At 76.4% G+C, this 14675-nt stretch carries 14 protein-coding genes and 1 riboswitch; of the genes, 1 reads left to right on the top strand and 13 read right to left on the bottom strand.

The window, feature by feature from the left end:
- Positions 1-132 precede the first annotated feature (132 nt).
- From cbiB to cbiT, 8 genes are all read right to left on the bottom strand, one after another.
- Positions 133-1068: an adenosylcobinamide-phosphate synthase CbiB gene (gene cbiB, locus BLW17_RS13110; RefSeq protein ID WP_074826808.1), complete on the bottom strand. Its 936-nt coding sequence runs from the start codon at positions 1066-1068 to the stop codon at positions 133-135.
- Positions 1065-1856 carry a propanediol utilization protein gene (locus BLW17_RS13105; RefSeq protein WP_139306017.1) on the bottom strand — a complete coding sequence of 264 codons (792 nt, stop codon included), beginning with the start codon at positions 1854-1856 and terminating at the stop codon, positions 1065-1067. Before BLW17_RS13105 ends, cbiB begins: the two co-directional genes overlap by 4 nt.
- A 101-nt stretch (positions 1857-1957) precedes the next feature.
- Positions 1958-2716: a precorrin-6A synthase (deacetylating) gene (gene cobF / locus BLW17_RS13100; RefSeq protein WP_036736808.1), complete on the bottom strand. Its 759-nt coding sequence runs from the start codon at positions 2714-2716 to the stop codon at positions 1958-1960.
- Positions 2717-2779: 63 nt separating this feature from the next.
- Positions 2780-3448 (bottom strand): energy-coupling factor ABC transporter permease, encoded by a 669-nt coding sequence (locus BLW17_RS13095; protein ID WP_036736810.1) that lies wholly within the window; start codon positions 3446-3448, stop codon positions 2780-2782.
- Between the two features lie 33 nt (positions 3449-3481).
- Positions 3482-3698, bottom strand: a riboswitch (cobalamin riboswitch).
- Positions 3699-3777: 79 nt separating this feature from the next.
- Positions 3778-5109 carry a cobyrinic acid a,c-diamide synthase CobB gene (locus BLW17_RS13090; protein ID WP_074826805.1) on the bottom strand — a complete coding sequence of 444 codons (1332 nt, stop codon included), beginning with the start codon at positions 5107-5109 and terminating at the stop codon, positions 3778-3780.
- On the bottom strand, positions 5106-5879 hold the full coding sequence (gene cobM, locus BLW17_RS13085) for a precorrin-4 C(11)-methyltransferase (protein WP_036736590.1): 774 nt from the start codon (positions 5877-5879) through the stop codon (positions 5106-5108). Before cobM ends, BLW17_RS13090 begins: the two co-directional genes overlap by 4 nt.
- Positions 5876-6250 (bottom strand): cobalamin biosynthesis protein, encoded by a 375-nt coding sequence (locus BLW17_RS13080; protein WP_036736588.1) that lies wholly within the window; start codon positions 6248-6250, stop codon positions 5876-5878. Before BLW17_RS13080 ends, cobM begins: the two co-directional genes overlap by 4 nt.
- A complete protein-coding gene (gene cbiT / locus BLW17_RS13075) occupies positions 6247-7425 on the bottom strand; it encodes a precorrin-6Y C5,15-methyltransferase (decarboxylating) subunit CbiT (protein WP_036736586.1) in 1179 nt (392 codons plus the stop codon). Before cbiT ends, BLW17_RS13080 begins: the two co-directional genes overlap by 4 nt.
- Here cbiT and BLW17_RS13070 point away from each other — a divergent pair.
- Positions 7424-8176: a cobalt-precorrin-6A reductase gene (locus BLW17_RS13070; RefSeq protein WP_036736585.1), complete on the top strand. Its 753-nt coding sequence runs from the start codon at positions 7424-7426 to the stop codon at positions 8174-8176. The genes cbiT and BLW17_RS13070 overlap by 2 nt on opposite strands.
- On the opposite strand, the gene cobJ is transcribed toward BLW17_RS13070, so the two are convergent.
- From cobJ to cobN, 5 genes are read right to left on the bottom strand one after another with little or no spacing between them, the layout of a single operon-like run.
- A complete protein-coding gene (gene cobJ / locus BLW17_RS13065) occupies positions 8149-8889 on the bottom strand; it encodes a precorrin-3B C(17)-methyltransferase (RefSeq protein ID WP_036736583.1) in 741 nt (246 codons plus the stop codon). The genes BLW17_RS13070 and cobJ overlap by 28 nt on opposite strands.
- Positions 8886-9683 carry a precorrin-2 C(20)-methyltransferase gene (locus BLW17_RS13060; RefSeq protein WP_074826800.1) on the bottom strand — a complete coding sequence of 266 codons (798 nt, stop codon included), beginning with the start codon at positions 9681-9683 and terminating at the stop codon, positions 8886-8888. The genes cobJ and BLW17_RS13060 overlap by 4 nt, the downstream gene beginning before the upstream one ends.
- Positions 9680-10309, bottom strand: coding sequence for a precorrin-8X methylmutase (locus tag BLW17_RS13055; RefSeq protein WP_036734225.1), 630 nt, complete (start codon positions 10307-10309; stop codon positions 9680-9682). The genes BLW17_RS13060 and BLW17_RS13055 overlap by 4 nt, the downstream gene beginning before the upstream one ends.
- Positions 10309-11439 carry a precorrin-3B synthase gene (cobG, locus tag BLW17_RS13050; protein WP_036734223.1) on the bottom strand — a complete coding sequence of 377 codons (1131 nt, stop codon included), beginning with the start codon at positions 11437-11439 and terminating at the stop codon, positions 10309-10311. The genes BLW17_RS13055 and cobG overlap by 1 nt, the downstream gene beginning before the upstream one ends.
- Positions 11436-14672 carry a cobaltochelatase subunit CobN gene (gene cobN / locus BLW17_RS13045; protein ID WP_036734221.1) on the bottom strand — a complete coding sequence of 1079 codons (3237 nt, stop codon included), beginning with the start codon at positions 14670-14672 and terminating at the stop codon, positions 11436-11438. The genes cobG and cobN overlap by 4 nt, the downstream gene beginning before the upstream one ends.
- Positions 14673-14675 lie beyond the last annotated feature (3 nt).

Below are 14675 nucleotides of genomic sequence, written 5' to 3'. Positions count from 1 at the left end.
CCGCGATGCCGGGCGGAGGAGGCTGCCCGTTCCGCCCCGGATCACCCGGCGCGGAGGTCGTCTTCGGGCGCGGGCGCGGTGGCCTCGATGCGGTCGGGGTTTGAGATCGATTGTCCTTAACCGGCCCCACCCTCACACCACCCCCACCACCCCCAGCCCCGCTCCGAACAGCACCATCGCCCGCACATAAAGCGCCAGCGCGGCGCCCATCTCGGCCGCCCGCGGATCGGGGGCGCCCGCGTTGACCCAGGGCTCCTCCGCCACGGTCGTGCCGTAGGTCCGCGGGCCGGACAGGCGGATGCCGAGCGCGCCGGCCATGGCGGCCTCGGGCCAGCCGGCGTTGGGTGAGCGGTGCCGGCGCGCGTCGCGGGCCATGACCCCCAGCGCCGCCCGCGGCCGGGTCGAGGCCACCGCGAACAGCACCCCCGTCAGCCGCGCCGGGACCAGGTTCATCAGGTCGTCCAGCCGCGCCGCGGCCTTGCCGAAATCCTCGTAGCGGGCGCTGCGATGCCCGATCATGGAATCGAGCGTGTTGGCCGCCTTGTAGGCCGCAAGCCCCGGCAGCCCGAGCACCGCCCCCCAGACGAGCGGCGCCACCACCCCGTCCGAGGCGTTCTCGGCCAGGCTCTCGATCCCCGCGCGGGCCACGCCGGCGGCGTCGAGCCGGGCCGGATCGCGGCCGACGATCAGCGCGACGGCCCGCCGCGCGGCCTCGAGGTCGCGCGCGGCCAGTGGGCGCGCCACGGCGGCGACGTGATCGTAGAGCGACCGCACCGCGACCAGCGGCCAGGCGAGGATCGCGGCGACCAGAACGCCCGCCACCCCTTGGGGCAGCAGGCGTTGGGCCAGCACCGCCGGCCCCACCGCGACGGCCAGCACCACCGCGACGCAGGCCGCGCCGGCCACGCGCCGCCGCCACGTGCCGCCGCGGTTGAGGCGCGCCTCCAGCGCTGAAATGAGGCGACCGATCCAGGTGACCGGGTGCCCGATCCGGGCATAAAGCCGCTCCGGCCAGCCCATGACGGCGTCGAGGGCGAGCGCGAGGGCCATGGCGGCAGCAAGGCTCATCCCCGCCCCCCGGTGCGGAAGCGCAGGACGCCGGCGTAGCCTGCCGCGCGCAGCCGCGCCTCGGCCGCGGGCGGGGCGGTGCCGGGAGCGAAGATCAGCGCCCGGGCCGATCCTGTGTGGGCGCGGGCATGGCCGAGCGCGCCCAGGGCCCGGGCCAGCGCGGGGGTGGGGTCGTCCTGCGGGCCGCGCAGCGCGGTGGTGCGCGCGGCCGAGAGCGCGGCGAGCCGCGCCGCACCGCGCAGGTCGGGGCCGCGCTGCCACTCGGCCACCAGGTCGTCGATGCGCGGAAACGCCGTGTCCGCCGGATCGGTGGGGCAGGGGGGGCCCCAGAACCCGCCGACGATCTCGGCCCCGGGCGGGGGTGTGAGCGGCGTCAGCACCCGCGCCGCGCGCGGGGCCCACAGCACGGCGTCGGGCGCCGGCAGCATCAGCGGATCGGTGGCCCCTTCGAGCGTCAGGCAGGCAGCGGCGAGCCCCTCCTCGGCTGCCCCGCTGGCGCGGGCCAGCGCCACGAGCGCGGCGGTGGACATCCCCGCACCGCCGCCGGGCGGCAGGTCGGCGCTCAGCCGCACCTCACCCGTCGCGGGCCGCCCGAGCGCCGCGAGGAACGCGCGGCACCGCGGCGCGTCCAGCAGGGGGGCGTTCTGCTCGATCCGCAGATCGCGCGCCGGGCACCAGGCGGCGTGCACGCCGGCCACCGGGCAGGCGAGCGTCACCAGCGCGACCCGCCCCTCGGGCCCGCAAAGGCCCTGAAGCCACTCACCGAAATGTCCCGCGACGAAGACCATGGCTCAGCCGCGGGGCCGCGCGGGGGGAGATGCGGGCGGCCGCGACGGCGCGGCCAACGTCACCCTTTCACACACCCTCACCCCCTCGATCCCGCCCATCGTCAGCCCCGGCGCAGCAGATAGATGTCCATGATCCAGCCCTGCGCAGCGCGGGCGGCGGCGCGGGTGGCCAATATCTCGTCCTGCACCTCGGCCAGCGGACCGGCGCGCAGCATCTGTTCGGCCATGCCGACATAGGCCCCCCACCAGATCGTCACCCCCGCCGGATCGAGCGCCGCGAAGGCCCCGCCCGCGTCCAGCATGACGACGACGGTCGAGGCCCCCGCGGGCCAGCCGTCCCGGCGCAGCGCCCGGCCGGTGGTGATGGTGACGGGCGCGCCGAGATCGTTCAGCGGAATGGCATGGGCCGCGCACAGCATCTGGATCGCGGTGATGCCGGGGATGACGGTCAGCGCCAGCGGCAGCCTCTGCCCGACCCGCGCCGCGATGCGCAGGCTGCTGTCGTAGAGCGACGGGTCGCCCCAGACGAGCAGCGCCACCCGGGGGCCGCCGCCGCTGGCCAGATGGGCGCGCATCGCACCCTCCCACCGGGCGGCGATGGCGTCGTGCCAGTCGCTGACCCGGGCGAGATAGTCGGGGTTGGCCGGATCGCGGACCGGCAACGCGAACGTCTCGATCCGGGTGGCGGGGTTGGTGACGCAGGCCCGGCAGATCCGCAGCCGCAGCCCGGCGAGGTCGGCCTTGTCCTCGCCCTTCAGCGGGATGAGGATCAGGTCGGCCGCGTCCATCGCCGCCTGCGCCTCGCGCGTAACGTGGTCGGGATTGCCCGTGCCGATCCCGATGAGCGAAAGCTGGATCATGCGGGGTCCCCGTCAGGGACCGGGCGCCGCCTCAGACGGGCGCGCCCGGCGATGCGGTCAGGGTCAGGCGGCGTAGAGGCGGCGGGCGACGAGCGCCTCGGGCAGCCGGCCGCGCAGCGCCTTGGCGGCGGCGAGGACGGCCAGATCGACCAGCGGCTCAAGCAGCACGACGCTCATGTAGGCCAGCCCGAACGAGGCGATGGCGGCGGTGGCCCCGAACCCCTGGCCGTAGAGCGCCCAGAACGCGACCCAGGCCACGATGCCCCCCTGATAGATCAGCGACATCTGCATGACTTGGGCATAGCGCAGGTCCACGTAAGGCGTGCCCGGCGCGATCACGCGGCGCGCGACCTCGTGCAGCGCGAAGAGGGGCACCAGCAGCGTGGTCAGGTTCATGCCGTATTGCGGCAGGTCCGAGGGGGCGAAGAACAGCCCCTGAATCAGCAGCCCCAGCGCCAGCCCGATGGCCGAGGGCCCGGCCCCAAGCAGCAGGAACAGCGTCGAGCCGAGGATGAGATGCACCTCGGAGACGCCAACGGGGACGTGCGGCAGCACCTCGAAGAAGACGAAGGTCAGGACGGTCGCGGTCAGGCTGCGCAGGACCAGCGACGGCAGGCCGCGCTCGCGCAGCGCCTGTCCGGCGAAATAGAGGCCGGTGGCGCCGGCAGCGACGGCGGTGGCATAGCTCAGGGCGATCTTGCTGGGATCGACCAGGCCCGGTTCGATATGCATATGTGCTCCTTTCCGTCACACCCGACGGAGGTTGGGTTGTCGTCGCACAAGGCCGGTCTCCTGGCTGGCGGGTCGATGCGTCCCTTCGCCTTCCCGGCCCGGGGGCCAGTGGCTGTTGAAAGGACGCTCACCGCTGACAGTCGCGGGGGCGGCTGGGGTGGGGGCACCGCAACTTGGTCTGCCCTTCCCCATTCCCGTTTCAGCCCCTTGGCGCGTTCGGCCGCGGGGCACCTTGTGGGGCCACTCATCGGCCGATCGGCGCGGGCAGGCAAGCGGAAATCGCCCGGCCCGCTGCGGCATCGGGCCGTTCCCTTCGGCGCCGCCGCCGCTCAGCCGGCCGGGGCCGCGCTAAGGTCGATCAGGTGGAAGAAGCTGCCGCTGACCACCGCTTCCCCGGTTCCCCGGCATGAGCCCGTCTCGGCCACCGCGGCGCCGGTCGCATCCTCGACCGCGGCCAGCGGCGGGTCGGGCTGGGCGAGGATCGTGGCATAGTGGAACTCGTGACCCCGCAGAGCGTGGTCGCGGCCGAGGCCCGGCAGCGGGTGCAGGGGCCGCGCCAGCCGATAGCCGAGGTGCATCCGCCGGGTGGCGAAGCTGGTCTCGAGCCCCAGCAGCCCGGCCATCCGGTGCCGCGTCCCGTCCGCGGCGACCAACCCCGCCCCCAGCGCCATGTAGCCGCCGCACTCGCCATGGACCGGCCGGGTCCGGGCAAAGGCGGCCAGCCCGGCGCGGAACCCCTCGGCGGCGGCGAGGGCGCCCGCGTGCAGCTCGGGGTAGCCGCCGGGCAGCCAGCAGACGGTGGCGCTGGGGTCGGGGCCCGCGTCCTGCAACGGCGAGAACGGCAGGATCGTCGCCCCCGCGGCCCGCCAGTCGGCGAGCAGATGCGGATAGATGAACGAGAACGCCGCATCCCGCGCCAGCGCGATCCGCTCGCCCGGCGGCGGGACGGGCGGGCCGCCGGCGGGCGGTGCGCGCCCCCCGGCCAGCGCCCGCAACGCCGTCAGGTCGCAATGCGCGGCGACGAAGGTGCCGAGCGCCGCCAGCGTCGCGTCGAGGCGCGGCAGCTCCTCGGCCTGCACCAGCCCGAGGTGCCGCGCGGGCAGGGTCACGTCGGCGCGGCGCGGCAGGGCGCCCAGCACCGGGATGCCGGCGCTGGCGAAGCCCGCCCGCACCAGCGCCTCGTGCCGGGCCGAGGCGACGCGGTTCAGGATCACCCCCGCAAGCGTCACGTCGGCGCGGAAGCGGGCGAGCCCCAGCCCCACCGCCGCCGCCGTCTGCGCCTGCCCCGCGCAGTCGATCACCGCCACCACCGGCCAGCCGGTCAGCGCGGCGATGTCGGCGCTGGCCCCGGTCCCCGCCGCGCCCGGCCGGGCCACGCCGTCGAAAAGCCCCATCGCCCCCTCGGCGATCACCAGATCGGCGCCCGCGGCCGCCCCGACCAGCGCGCCGATCCGCCCCGGCCCCATCGCCCAGCTGTCGAGGTTGAGCGACACCCGCCCCGCCGCCGCGGCGTGAAAGGCCGGGTCGATGTAGTCCGGCCCGCACTTGAAGGGCTGCACCGCCACGCCCTCGGCCCGCAGCGCCGCGATCAGCCCCAGCGTCACGGTGGTCTTGCCGCTGCCCGATCCGGCGGCCGCGATCAGCAGCCCGGGCGGGGTCATTCGGGGAACCGCGGCGCGGGGCCGACCGGGCGATAGCGGCGGTCGTAGTCCCCGGCGTAAAGGCGGCTTTCGTCGAACCCCTCGGCGCCGAGCGCGGGGCCCACGAGGATCAGTGCGGTGCGTTCGCCCCGCCCGATGGCCGGATCGAGCGTGCCGAGCGTCGCGCGCACCACCTGCTCGTCGGGCCAGCTCGCCCGGAACACCACCGCCACCGGGCAGTCGGCGCCATAGGAGGGCGTCAGCCGCGCCACCACCTCGTCCAGCACCTGCACCGACAGGTGGATGGCGAGCGTCGCCCCGGTGCGGGCGAAGTTTTCGAGCGTTTCGGCCGCGGGCATGGCCGAGGCGCGGCCCGATGTGCGGGTCAGCACCACCGATTGCGCGACGCCCGGCAGGGTCAGCTCGGCCTCGAGCACCGCGGCCGCGGCGGCGAACGACGGCACCCCCGGCGTCACGTCGAAGGGGATGCCGAGCGCCCGCAGCCGGCGCAGCTGCTCGCCCATCGCCGACCAGATCGACAGATCGCCCGAGTGCAGCCGCGCCACGTCCAGCCCGGCCGCGTGGGCGGCGGCGATCTCGGCCATGATCTCGTCGAGCGACAGCGGCGCGGTGTTCACGATCCGCGCGCCCGGCGGGCAATGGGCAAGCAGCGCCTGCGGCACCAGCGACCCGGCGTAGAGGCAGACCGGGCAGGCCGCGATCAGGTCGCGCCCGCGCAGGGTGATGAGGTCGGGGGCCCCCGGCCCCGCGCCGATGAAGTGAACCGTCATGCGTCCTCTCCCCTCACTTCGGCGATGGCGCAGGTCGCCATGCCGCCCGGCGCGATCATCCGCGCCACGGTGATCCGCGCCCCCGGTCCTGCCGCGGCCAGCGCCGCCGCCTCGGCCACCGATCCGGTGCCGTGCAGCGCCTCGATCCGGGGTGAGCGGGTCGGGGTCGGCACGCCCGCCACCGCGACCCCCAGCACCGGCAGCCCCCGCGCCTGCCCGAGCGCGCGCAGCCCGGCGACCTTGCCGGGCAGGGTGGCCAGCGCCGCGACCGGGCCGCCCGCGGCCTCGGCGCGGGCCAGCACCTCGCGCAGCGCCGCCGCCAGCGCCTCGGGCGCGGCGCCCTCGCGGTAGCCGATCCCGGCGACCCTCATCGCTGCCCCCGCCACTGCACCACCGGCCGCGCCGCCTGCCAGTCGCGGAACCGCCCCAGCCGGCCGGCGGCGGCGATCTCGATCCTGAGCAGCGTGCCGCCGTGGCGGGCGTGCAGGTCCGACAGCAGGCCCTCGGCCTCGAGCGTCACGCCGTTGGCGACGACCGGGGTTCCGGGCGGCAGGCACGACCAGAGCGCGTCGTAAAGCGCCGCCTCGCCGCCGCCGCCGACGAAGACCGCGGCGGGGCGGGGCAGGGCGGGCAGGGCCGTAAGCGCCCGCTCCGCCCGCACCTCCATCCGGTGCGAGAGGCCGAAGTGCTGCGCGTTGGCGCGGATGGTGGCGGCCCGGTCGGCCCGCGCCTCGACCGCGATGGCGCGGCCGCCGGCGAGGCACCATTCGACTGAGACCGAGCCGGACCCCGCGCCCAGATCCCACAGCAGCGCGCCGGGCCGGGGGGCGAGGGCCGACAGCGTGACGGCGCGCACCGGCGCCTTGGTGATCTGGCCGTCGTGGCGGAACAGCTCGTCGGGCAGCCCGCTGGCCCGTGGCAGGCCCGCGCCCGGCGGCAGCGTCGCGCCGTCGATCGCCACCGCCACCGGCGCGGCGATGTCGGGCCAGCCGGCCCCCTCGCGCAGCCGCTCGCGCGGGCCGCCGAGCGCCTCGGCCACCGTCAGCCGCGCGGCACCAAAGCCGTTCGCGCCCAGCCAGCCCGACAGCGCCCCCACCGCCGGCCCGTCGCGCAGCGTGCAGAGCACCCGCACCCCCGGCGCAAGCACCGGGCGCAAGCGCTCGAACGGGGCGGCGTGCAGGCCGAGGCAGACGACCTCCTCCAGCCGCCAGCCGAGCCGCGCGGCGAGCAGCGAGAAGCTGCCGGCGACGGGGTGCGCGACCCACTCGGCCGGGGACAACTGGGCTGCGACCGAACCGCCCGCGCCGAACCAGAACGGATCGCCCGAGACGAGCATCGCCACTGGCTGCCCGCGCCGGGCGAGCAGCGGGCCGAGGTCGAAGGGCACCGGCCACGCCTGCCCCCGCGCCCCGGCGCCGACGAGCGCCAGGTGCCGGGGGGCGCCGAACACGACCTCGGCCCGGGCCAGCGCGGCGCGGCTTGCGTCCGACAGGCCCGCCGGCCCATCTTCGCCCAACCCGATGATGGCAAGCCAAGGTTCAGTCATGCCGCGCATCCTGCTGCTGGGCGGCACGACCGAAGCGAGCCTCATGGCCCGCGCGCTGGCCGAGGCCGGGGTAGAGGCGGTGTTTTCCTACGCCGGCCGCACCCACCAGCCGGTGCCGCAGCCGCTGCCGGTGCGGGTGGGCGGGTTCGGCGGCGCGGCGGGGCTGGCCCGGTGGCTGCGCGCCGAGGGCATCAGCCACGTCATCGACGCCACCCACCCCTTTGCCGCGCAGATGAGCCGCAACGCGGTCGAGGCCTGCGCCCGCACCGCCACCCCGCTGATCGGGCTGGAACGGCCGCCGTGGCAGGCCGGGCCCGGCGACGACTGGCGCCCCGTGGCCGACCCCGCGGCGGCGGTCGCGGCGCTGCCCGAGGCCCCGGCGCGGGTGTTCCTCGCGATCGGGAAACAGGGGCTCGCCGCCTTTGCCGCCCGCCCGCAGCACCACTACCTGCTGCGGCTCGTCGATCCGCCGGCCGAGCCCCTGCCGCTGCCGCAGGCGTCGGTGGTCATCGCCCGCGGGCCGTTCGATGCGGCGGCCGACACCGCGCTGCTGCGCGCCCACGCGATCACCCATGTGGTCGCCAAGAACGCTGGCGGCTCCGGCGCCGCGGCCAAGCTGACCGCCGCCCGCACGCTCGGCCTGCCGGTGATCCTGATCGACCGCCCCGTGCTGCCGCCGCGCGCGGTCGCGGCCACGGTCGCCGAGGTGATGGCGTGGCTCGGTCATGCCGGCACCCCGCGCGGGGTATAGACCCAGCGCCCCACCCGGCGGGTGGCCTGATTGCCGACGATCACCACCGTCCGCATGTCGGCCATCTCGGGCGCCGCCTCGGCAAGCGTGACGCAGGTCAGGCGCTCCTCGGGCGTGCTGACCGCGCGGGCAAAGAGGACCAGCCGCTCCGGCTCGCACTCGGCGCGCAGCAGGCTGAGCACCTGCCCGAACTGGTGCGGCCGCGCGCGCGAGCGGGGGTTGTAGAACGCCATCGCAAAGCCGCCGCGGGCGGCGTGGCGGACGCGACGCTCGACCTCGGTAAAGGGCTTGAGGTTGTCGCTGAGGTTGATGGCGCAGAAATCATGCCCCAGCGGCGCCCCGGCGCGCGCCGCCGCGGCCAGCATCGCGGTGATGCCGGGCAGGATGCGGATGTCGGCGCCCTGTCGGCCCGGGTGCGCCTCGAGCGCCTCGAACAGCGCCGAGGCCATGGCGAAGACACCCGGATCGCCGGACGACACGATCACCACCCGCGCCCCCGCCGCGGCAAGGTCGAGCGCGTGGCGGGCGCGGTCCAGCTCGACCCGGTTGTCGGTGGCGTGCAGGGTCAGCCCCGGGCGGGGCGCCACCCGCGCGACATAGGGGATATACCCCACCACGTCGGTCGCCTGCGCCAGCGCCGCGGTGACCTCGGGCGTGACGAGGGCCGCATCGCCCGGGCCGAGGCCCGCCACCGTGACCCACCCCCCGCTCATGCGCTGCGCACCGCGGCGATGGGGCGGCGGCCCCGGCCGTGGACCAGCACGATGGCGAAATAGGGGCAGTCGGCGGCATCGACCTCGACCAGCCGGGCCAGGCGCTGATCCTCCATCGTCCCGCGCTCGATCAGCCAGGCGTCCTCGAGCCGCCCGGCCGCCGCCAGCGCGCGGCGCACGCGGGGCAGGTTGCGCCCGGTCTTCATGATCGCCAGCGCGTCGGCGCCGCGCATGTGGCGGATCAGCTCGGGTTCGGGCAGGGTGCCCATCAGCACCGTCAGCACGTCGTCGCCCCAGCTGATCGGCACCTGCGTGGCGTTCCAGCAGCCGACCATGCCGGGGATGCCGGGGATCACCTCGACCGGCACCCGGCCCTGCAGCCGGACATAGAGATGCATGAACGAGCCGTAGAAGAACGGGTCGCCTTCGCAAAGCACCACCACCTCGTGCCCCTGCGCCACGAGGGATTGCAACCGCGCGGTCCAGTCGTCGTAGAACCCCGACAGCAGGTCGTTGTAGTCGGCCCCGTCGAAGGGCAGCTCGGTCGTGACGGGGTATTCCATCGGGTATTCGACGGCGCCCGGGGCCAGCATCCCCCGGACGATGCGTCGCGCCTGACCCTGCCGGCCGGGCTTGCGGAAATAGGCGACGTGGCGGGCGGCGCGGATCGCCCGGTCGGCGCGCACCGACATCAGCTCGGGGTCGCCGGGGCCGAGCCCGGCGCAGATGATGCGGCCACGGGGGAGGGCAGGGGGCAGGCCAGTGGGCAGGGAATGGGGCAGGGGGGCGCTCATTCGACGCGGCTCGCCAGCGCGTTGACGGCGGCGACCGTGATCGCCGACCCGCCGAGCCGCCCCGCGACCACCACCGCCGGGGCCGGGGGCGCCTCGATCAGCGCGGCCTTGGATTCCGCCGCGCCGACGAAGCCCACGGGGCAGCCGATGATCGCGGCCGGGCGCGGGCAGGCGGGATCCTCGAGCAGGTTGAGCAGGTGGAAGAGCGCGGTCGGCGCGTTGCCGATCGCCACCACCGCGCCGGCGAGATGCGGCCGCCACAGCTCGACCGCCGCCGCCGAGCGGGTGTTGCCGATCCGCGCGGCGAGGGCGGGCACGGCGGGGTCGTGCAGGGTGCAGATGACCTCGTTCCCCGCCGGCAGGCGCGGGCGGGTGATCCCCTCGCTCACCATCCGCGCGTCGCAGAGGATCGGCGCGCCCCCCTCCAGCGCCGTCCGCGCCGCGAGGGCCATGCCGGGGGTGAAGCGCACGTCGCGGGCGAGCGCCACGAGGCCCGCGGCGTGGATCATGCGGACCACCACGACCTCCTCTTCCGGGGTGAAGGCGGCCAGGTCGGCCTCGGCCCGGATGGTGGCGAAGGACTGGCGATAGATCGCCGCCCCGTCCGTCTCGTAAGCATGGGGCATCAGAACAAATCCTTGGGATCGAGAGTGTCGGCGGACAGCCCCCGCTGCATCGGGGGGGCGCCGGGGGCGCCGTCGCGGATCAGGTCGAAGCCCGCGCCGGTGGCGACCAGCGTCACGTCGGCCGCGCCGGGATGGGCGCAGCCCTTGGCGCAGCCCGAGACGTGCAGCACCCGCCCCGCGGGCACCCCGGGCGCGAGCCGCCGGGCGAGCGTGCGCACCGGGGCAAGGCCCTGCAGGCAGTCCGGCGCGCCGGGGCAGGCCGCGACCCGCAGGATCGGGTCGGCGGGGTCGGTGATGACCTCGGGCAGGGCGGGCAGGCGGGTCGCGCCCTCGATGAGCAGCATCCGCCACGGCGTCATGCGCACGGGCCCCAGCGCGCCGAGGGCGGCGAGCGTCCCGGCGCGCATCCGGCCGAAGGCCACGGCGACGAGCGCGCCCTCGGGGCGAAGGCCGGGGACCGGCGCGGGGGCGGGCGCCGCCGGGGCGATGCGCCCGGCGAGCGCGTCCGGCGGCACCGCGCCGCGGGCGATCAGCCGCGCTATCCGGCCGCGCCCCCCGCTCACCCCGCCCGCCGCCACGAACCAGCGCGCCAGCGCGACCACGGCCGCCGCCGCATCCTCGACCGGCGCGCCAAGCGCCGCGCCGTCGCAGCGGACGAGCAGCCGGCCGTCGGCGGACCGCTCGAGGCGGATGTCGGCGGCGACCGCCGAAAGGACCGGGGCCGGGCCGGTGTCCACGGCAAAGCCGAACTTCGCCGGCAGTGCGGGCATCTGCGCCAGCACCCCCTGCACCGCGGCCGCGAGCGCCAGCGTCGCGGCATCGGCGAAGGGCGTCACGAGGATGTTGCGGCGCCGTTCCGCCTCGGCGTCGGGGTCGATCAGCCCCAGCGCCGAGAGCGCGGCGATCAGGCCCGGATGGCCCGCCTCGGACACCCCGCGCAGCTGCACGTTGCCGCGCGCCGAAAGCTCGATCCAGCCGTTGCCGAAGGCGCCGGCGGCCGCGGCGAGGCCGCGGGCCTGCGCCCCCGTCAGCCGGCCGAGCGCCGGGCGCACTCGCACCACCAGCCCGTCGCCCGACGGCATCGGGCGCAGCGCGCCGGGACACCAGCCCTGGACCTGGAACCCGCTCATCCCCCCACCCCCAGCGTGGCGGCGATCGAGTTGCGGCGGGTGACCCACAGCCCGGCCTCGGCGAGCCTGTGGAACAGGTCGCGCAGCGCCGCCAGCGCGGCGGGATTCTCGCGCGCCATGAAGGCCACCAGATCGTCGCGGCCGAGCGTCGCGTCGTGGTAGAGGTCGAAGAGATGCGGCGGCACCACCCCGGCCAGATGGGCAAAGGCTGCCATGTGGTCGGCGGTGGCCGCGATCTCGGCCGCGCCGCGGAAGCCGTGCCGCATCATCCCGTCGGCCCAGGCCGGGTCGGCGGCGCGGGCGCGGACCACGCGGGCGATTTCCTCGGTCAGGCTCCGGGCGCGGGGGCGCTCGGGGCGGGTCGCGTCGAGATGGTAGAGCGCGGGGGTGGCCGTCCCCAGCCGGGCCAGCGCGGCGGCAAACCCCGCCTCATGCGCGGCATAGTCGGCGGCGAGCAGCAGGTCGCTTTCGGGCAGATCCTGCGCATGGACGAAGCTGTCGGCCCCGCGCAGCCGCGCCTCGAGCCCCGCGCGGTCGGGACGGGACTGCCCGTCGGCGCCGATCGCCCAGCTCGAGGCGGCAAGCCACGCCTCGCCCGCCGCGGCCCGCGCCGCGGCGTTGAAATCGTCCATCGCCACCCCCATGCCCAGCCCGTACTGCCCCGGCCGGGGGCCGAAGACGCGGGCGGCGGCGGCGCGATAGGGGTTGTCGGCGGCCCCCTCGTCCCGGGCGGCGAGCATCGCGGCGCCGGTCTCGAAGAGCGTCGCAAGCCCCGGGAACACGTCGCGGAAGAGGCCCGAGACGCGCAGCGTCACGTCGATCCGGGGCCGGCCGAGCTGCGCGAGCGCCAGCACCTCGACGCCCGAGACGCGCGCCGAGCCCGCATCCCAGACCGGGGCGAGCCCGGCGAGGTGCAGCGCCATGGCGAACTCTTCACCCGCGGTGCGCATGGTGGCGCTGCCCCACAGATCGACGACCAGCCCCTGCGGCCAGTCGCCGTGGTCCTGCAAATGGCGGCGCAGCAGCTCTTCGGCTAGCCGGACGCCCTGCGCGTGGGCGGCTCGGCTCGGCACCGCGCGGGGATCGACGGCAAAGAGGTTGCGCCCGGTCGGCAGCACGTCCGACCGCCCCCGCGCGGGCGAGCCCGACGGCCCCGGCGCCACCCGCAGGCCGGCGAGCGCGCGGCGCAGCCCGTCGCGCTCGGCCGGGCCGCAGGGGCCGCGGCCCAGCACGTGCAGCCCGTCGCCGTAGCTGCTTTCCTTGATGTCGCAGACGAAGCGGTCGATCCGGGTCATCGCCTCGGCGGCCGAGGCGCCGGCCGAGATGCCGAGGTCGGCCTCGACGCCCGAAGCCTGCGCCTCGGCCCGGATGTCGCCGATCAGCCGGTCCCGGCGGGCGGGGTCGAGCCCGTCGGCGGTGGAATATTCGTCGAGCAGCCGTTCCAGCCGCGCCATCCCCGCAGGCAGCGCGGCGGTGCGCAGGGGCGGGGGCAGGTGGCCCAGCGTCAGCGCCCCGATCCGGCGCTTGGCCTGCGCGGCCTCGCCCGGGTCGTTGACGATGAAGGGATAGATCACCGGCAGGTCGCCCGCGAGCGCCTCGGGCCAGCAGGCCGCCGACAGCGCGACCGACTTGCCCGGCAACCATTCGAGCGTCCCGTGCGCGCCCACGTGCAGCATCGCGTGCAGCCCCTGCGCCCGCAGCCACAGGTAGAAGGCGACGTAGCCGTGCCGGGGGACGCGGGAGAGGTCGTGATAGTCGTCGTCGCGGCGCGCGACCTCGCCCCGTTCCGGTTGCAGCGCCACCAGCGCCGCCCCGCAGCGGGTGGCCGCGAACCAAAAGGCGCCGTCGCGGCAGGCGGGGTCGTCGGCCGGATCGCCCCACGCCGCGTCGAGGTCGGCCCGCAGCGCCGCGGGCAGGGCGTCCAGCGCGGCGCGATAGTCGGCGAGCGGCCAGGCGAGCGTCTCGGTCCGCAGGGCGGGGGCGAGCGGGCGGGGGGCCACGGCGTAGCCCTCGGCCGCGAGATCGGCCAGCAGCGCCTCGGTCGAGGCGAGCGCGTCGAGGCCCACCGCATGGGCCATCTGGTGCGCGCGCCCCGGATAGGTCGAGAGCACCACGGCCAGCCGCCGGTCGGCAGGCGCGGCCGCGGCCAGCCGCAGCCAGCCCGCGATGCGGGCCACCGCCGCGGCCACGCGCTCGGGCTCGGCGCGGTGGGCGAAGCGGGCGAATTGCAGGGCGGGGTCGCGCCGGCCCGCGCTCTTGAACGAGACGACGCCCGCGAACAGGCGCCCGTCCACCTCGGGCAGGACGACGTGCATGGCGAGGTCGGCGGGTGACAACCCGCGCTCGGACCCGGCCCAGTCGCGGCGCCGCGCGGTCGAGAGCGCGACCTGGAACACCGGGCAGTCGGCGGGGTCGAAGGGCGTCTCGCCCGCGTCCGAGCGGGCGGAAAAGGCGGTGGCGTTGACGATGGCGGGCGGGTTGGCCGCGGCGAGGATCGGGCGCAGCCACGCGGCGAAGCCCGGCGCCTTGAGCGAGGGGGCGAAGACGCCGATCGCCGCCAGCCCCGAAGCGCGCAGGGCACGGATCAGCGCATCGACCGGGGCGGTGTCGGCAGCGGTCAGGTAGCTGCGGTAGAAGCAGACGAGCACCACCCGGCCGGGCGGCAGCTCGCCCACCACGCCCAGATCGGGGTCGTAAAGCCCCATCTCGGGCACCAGCCGCTCGCCCGCGACCGGGGCCGCGTCAAGCCCCGCCGCCTGCGCCAGCTCCGCCAGCGCCGCTTGCGCCGCCACCGCGCCGCCTGCATCGCAGAGCCCGGCCAGCCGCCGCAGCACCGGCCCGGGCAGGGTCGAGGCCGCCTCGAGCGCCGGGTCGGGCCGCCCGTCGGCGGGCAGCACGGCAAGCGCGATCCCCCGCCGCCGCGCGAGGTCCTGGATCGAGGCGATGCCGTAGGGCCAATAAGCCGCGCCGCCGATCAGCCGGATCAGGATGGCCTTCGCCCCGGCCAGCGTGCGCTCGACATAGGTGTCGACCGACAGCGGGTGGCGCAGGGCCACGATGTTCTGCACCCGCAGCGCGGGCAGGGTGCCGCCCGCCCGCCGCCACCCCGCCGCGAACGCGCCGAGGTCGCTGTCCGAGAACGACAGCACCACCAGGTCGGCCGGGTCCTGCGCCGGATCGAAGGGCGCCTCGGCCTCGTCCAGCCCCCGGCTGTCGCGGAAGACGACGTGCATCCG

The sequence above is a fragment of the Paracoccus sanguinis genome (assembly GCF_900106665.1).
Classification (GTDB): Bacteria; Pseudomonadota; Alphaproteobacteria; order Rhodobacterales; family Rhodobacteraceae; genus Paracoccus; species Paracoccus panacisoli.
The sequence above is the reverse complement of the archived record's forward strand: the minus strand, read 5'-3'. Positions and strand labels throughout refer to the sequence as shown.

Bases quoted from the DNA above. Each gene is read 5' to 3' on its own strand.
- cbiB (WP_074826808.1), bottom strand. From the start codon at position 1,068: ATGAGCCTTGCTGCCGCCATGGCCCTCGCGCTCGCCCTCGACGCCGTC.
- BLW17_RS13105 (WP_139306017.1), bottom strand. From the start codon at position 1,856: ATGGTCTTCGTCGCGGGACATTTCGGTGAGTGGCTTCAGGGCCTTTGC.
- cobF (WP_036736808.1), bottom strand. From the start codon at position 2,716: ATGATCCAGCTTTCGCTCATCGGGATCGGCACGGGCAATCCCGACCAC.
- BLW17_RS13095 (WP_036736810.1), bottom strand. From the start codon at position 3,448: ATGCATATCGAACCGGGCCTGGTCGATCCCAGCAAGATCGCCCTGAGC.
- BLW17_RS13090 (WP_074826805.1), bottom strand. From the start codon at position 5,109: ATGACCCCGCCCGGGCTGCTGATCGCGGCCGCCGGATCGGGCAGCGGC.
- cobM (WP_036736590.1), bottom strand. From the start codon at position 5,879: ATGACGGTTCACTTCATCGGCGCGGGGCCGGGGGCCCCCGACCTCATC.
- BLW17_RS13080 (WP_036736588.1), bottom strand. From the start codon at position 6,250: ATGAGGGTCGCCGGGATCGGCTACCGCGAGGGCGCCGCGCCCGAGGCG.
- BLW17_RS13070 (WP_036736585.1), top strand. From the start codon at position 7,424: ATGCCGCGCATCCTGCTGCTGGGCGGCACGACCGAAGCGAGCCTCATG.
- cbiT (WP_036736586.1), bottom strand. From the start codon at position 7,425: ATGACTGAACCTTGGCTTGCCATCATCGGGTTGGGCGAAGATGGGCCG.
- cobJ (WP_036736583.1), bottom strand. From the start codon at position 8,889: ATGAGCGGGGGGTGGGTCACGGTGGCGGGCCTCGGCCCGGGCGATGCG.
- BLW17_RS13060 (WP_074826800.1), bottom strand. From the start codon at position 9,683: ATGAGCGCCCCCCTGCCCCATTCCCTGCCCACTGGCCTGCCCCCTGCC.
- BLW17_RS13055 (WP_036734225.1), bottom strand. From the start codon at position 10,309: ATGCCCCATGCTTACGAGACGGACGGGGCGGCGATCTATCGCCAGTCC.
- cobG (WP_036734223.1), bottom strand. From the start codon at position 11,439: ATGAGCGGGTTCCAGGTCCAGGGCTGGTGTCCCGGCGCGCTGCGCCCG.
- cobN (WP_036734221.1), bottom strand. From the start codon at position 14,672: ATGCACGTCGTCTTCCGCGACAGCCGGGGGCTGGACGAGGCCGAGGCG.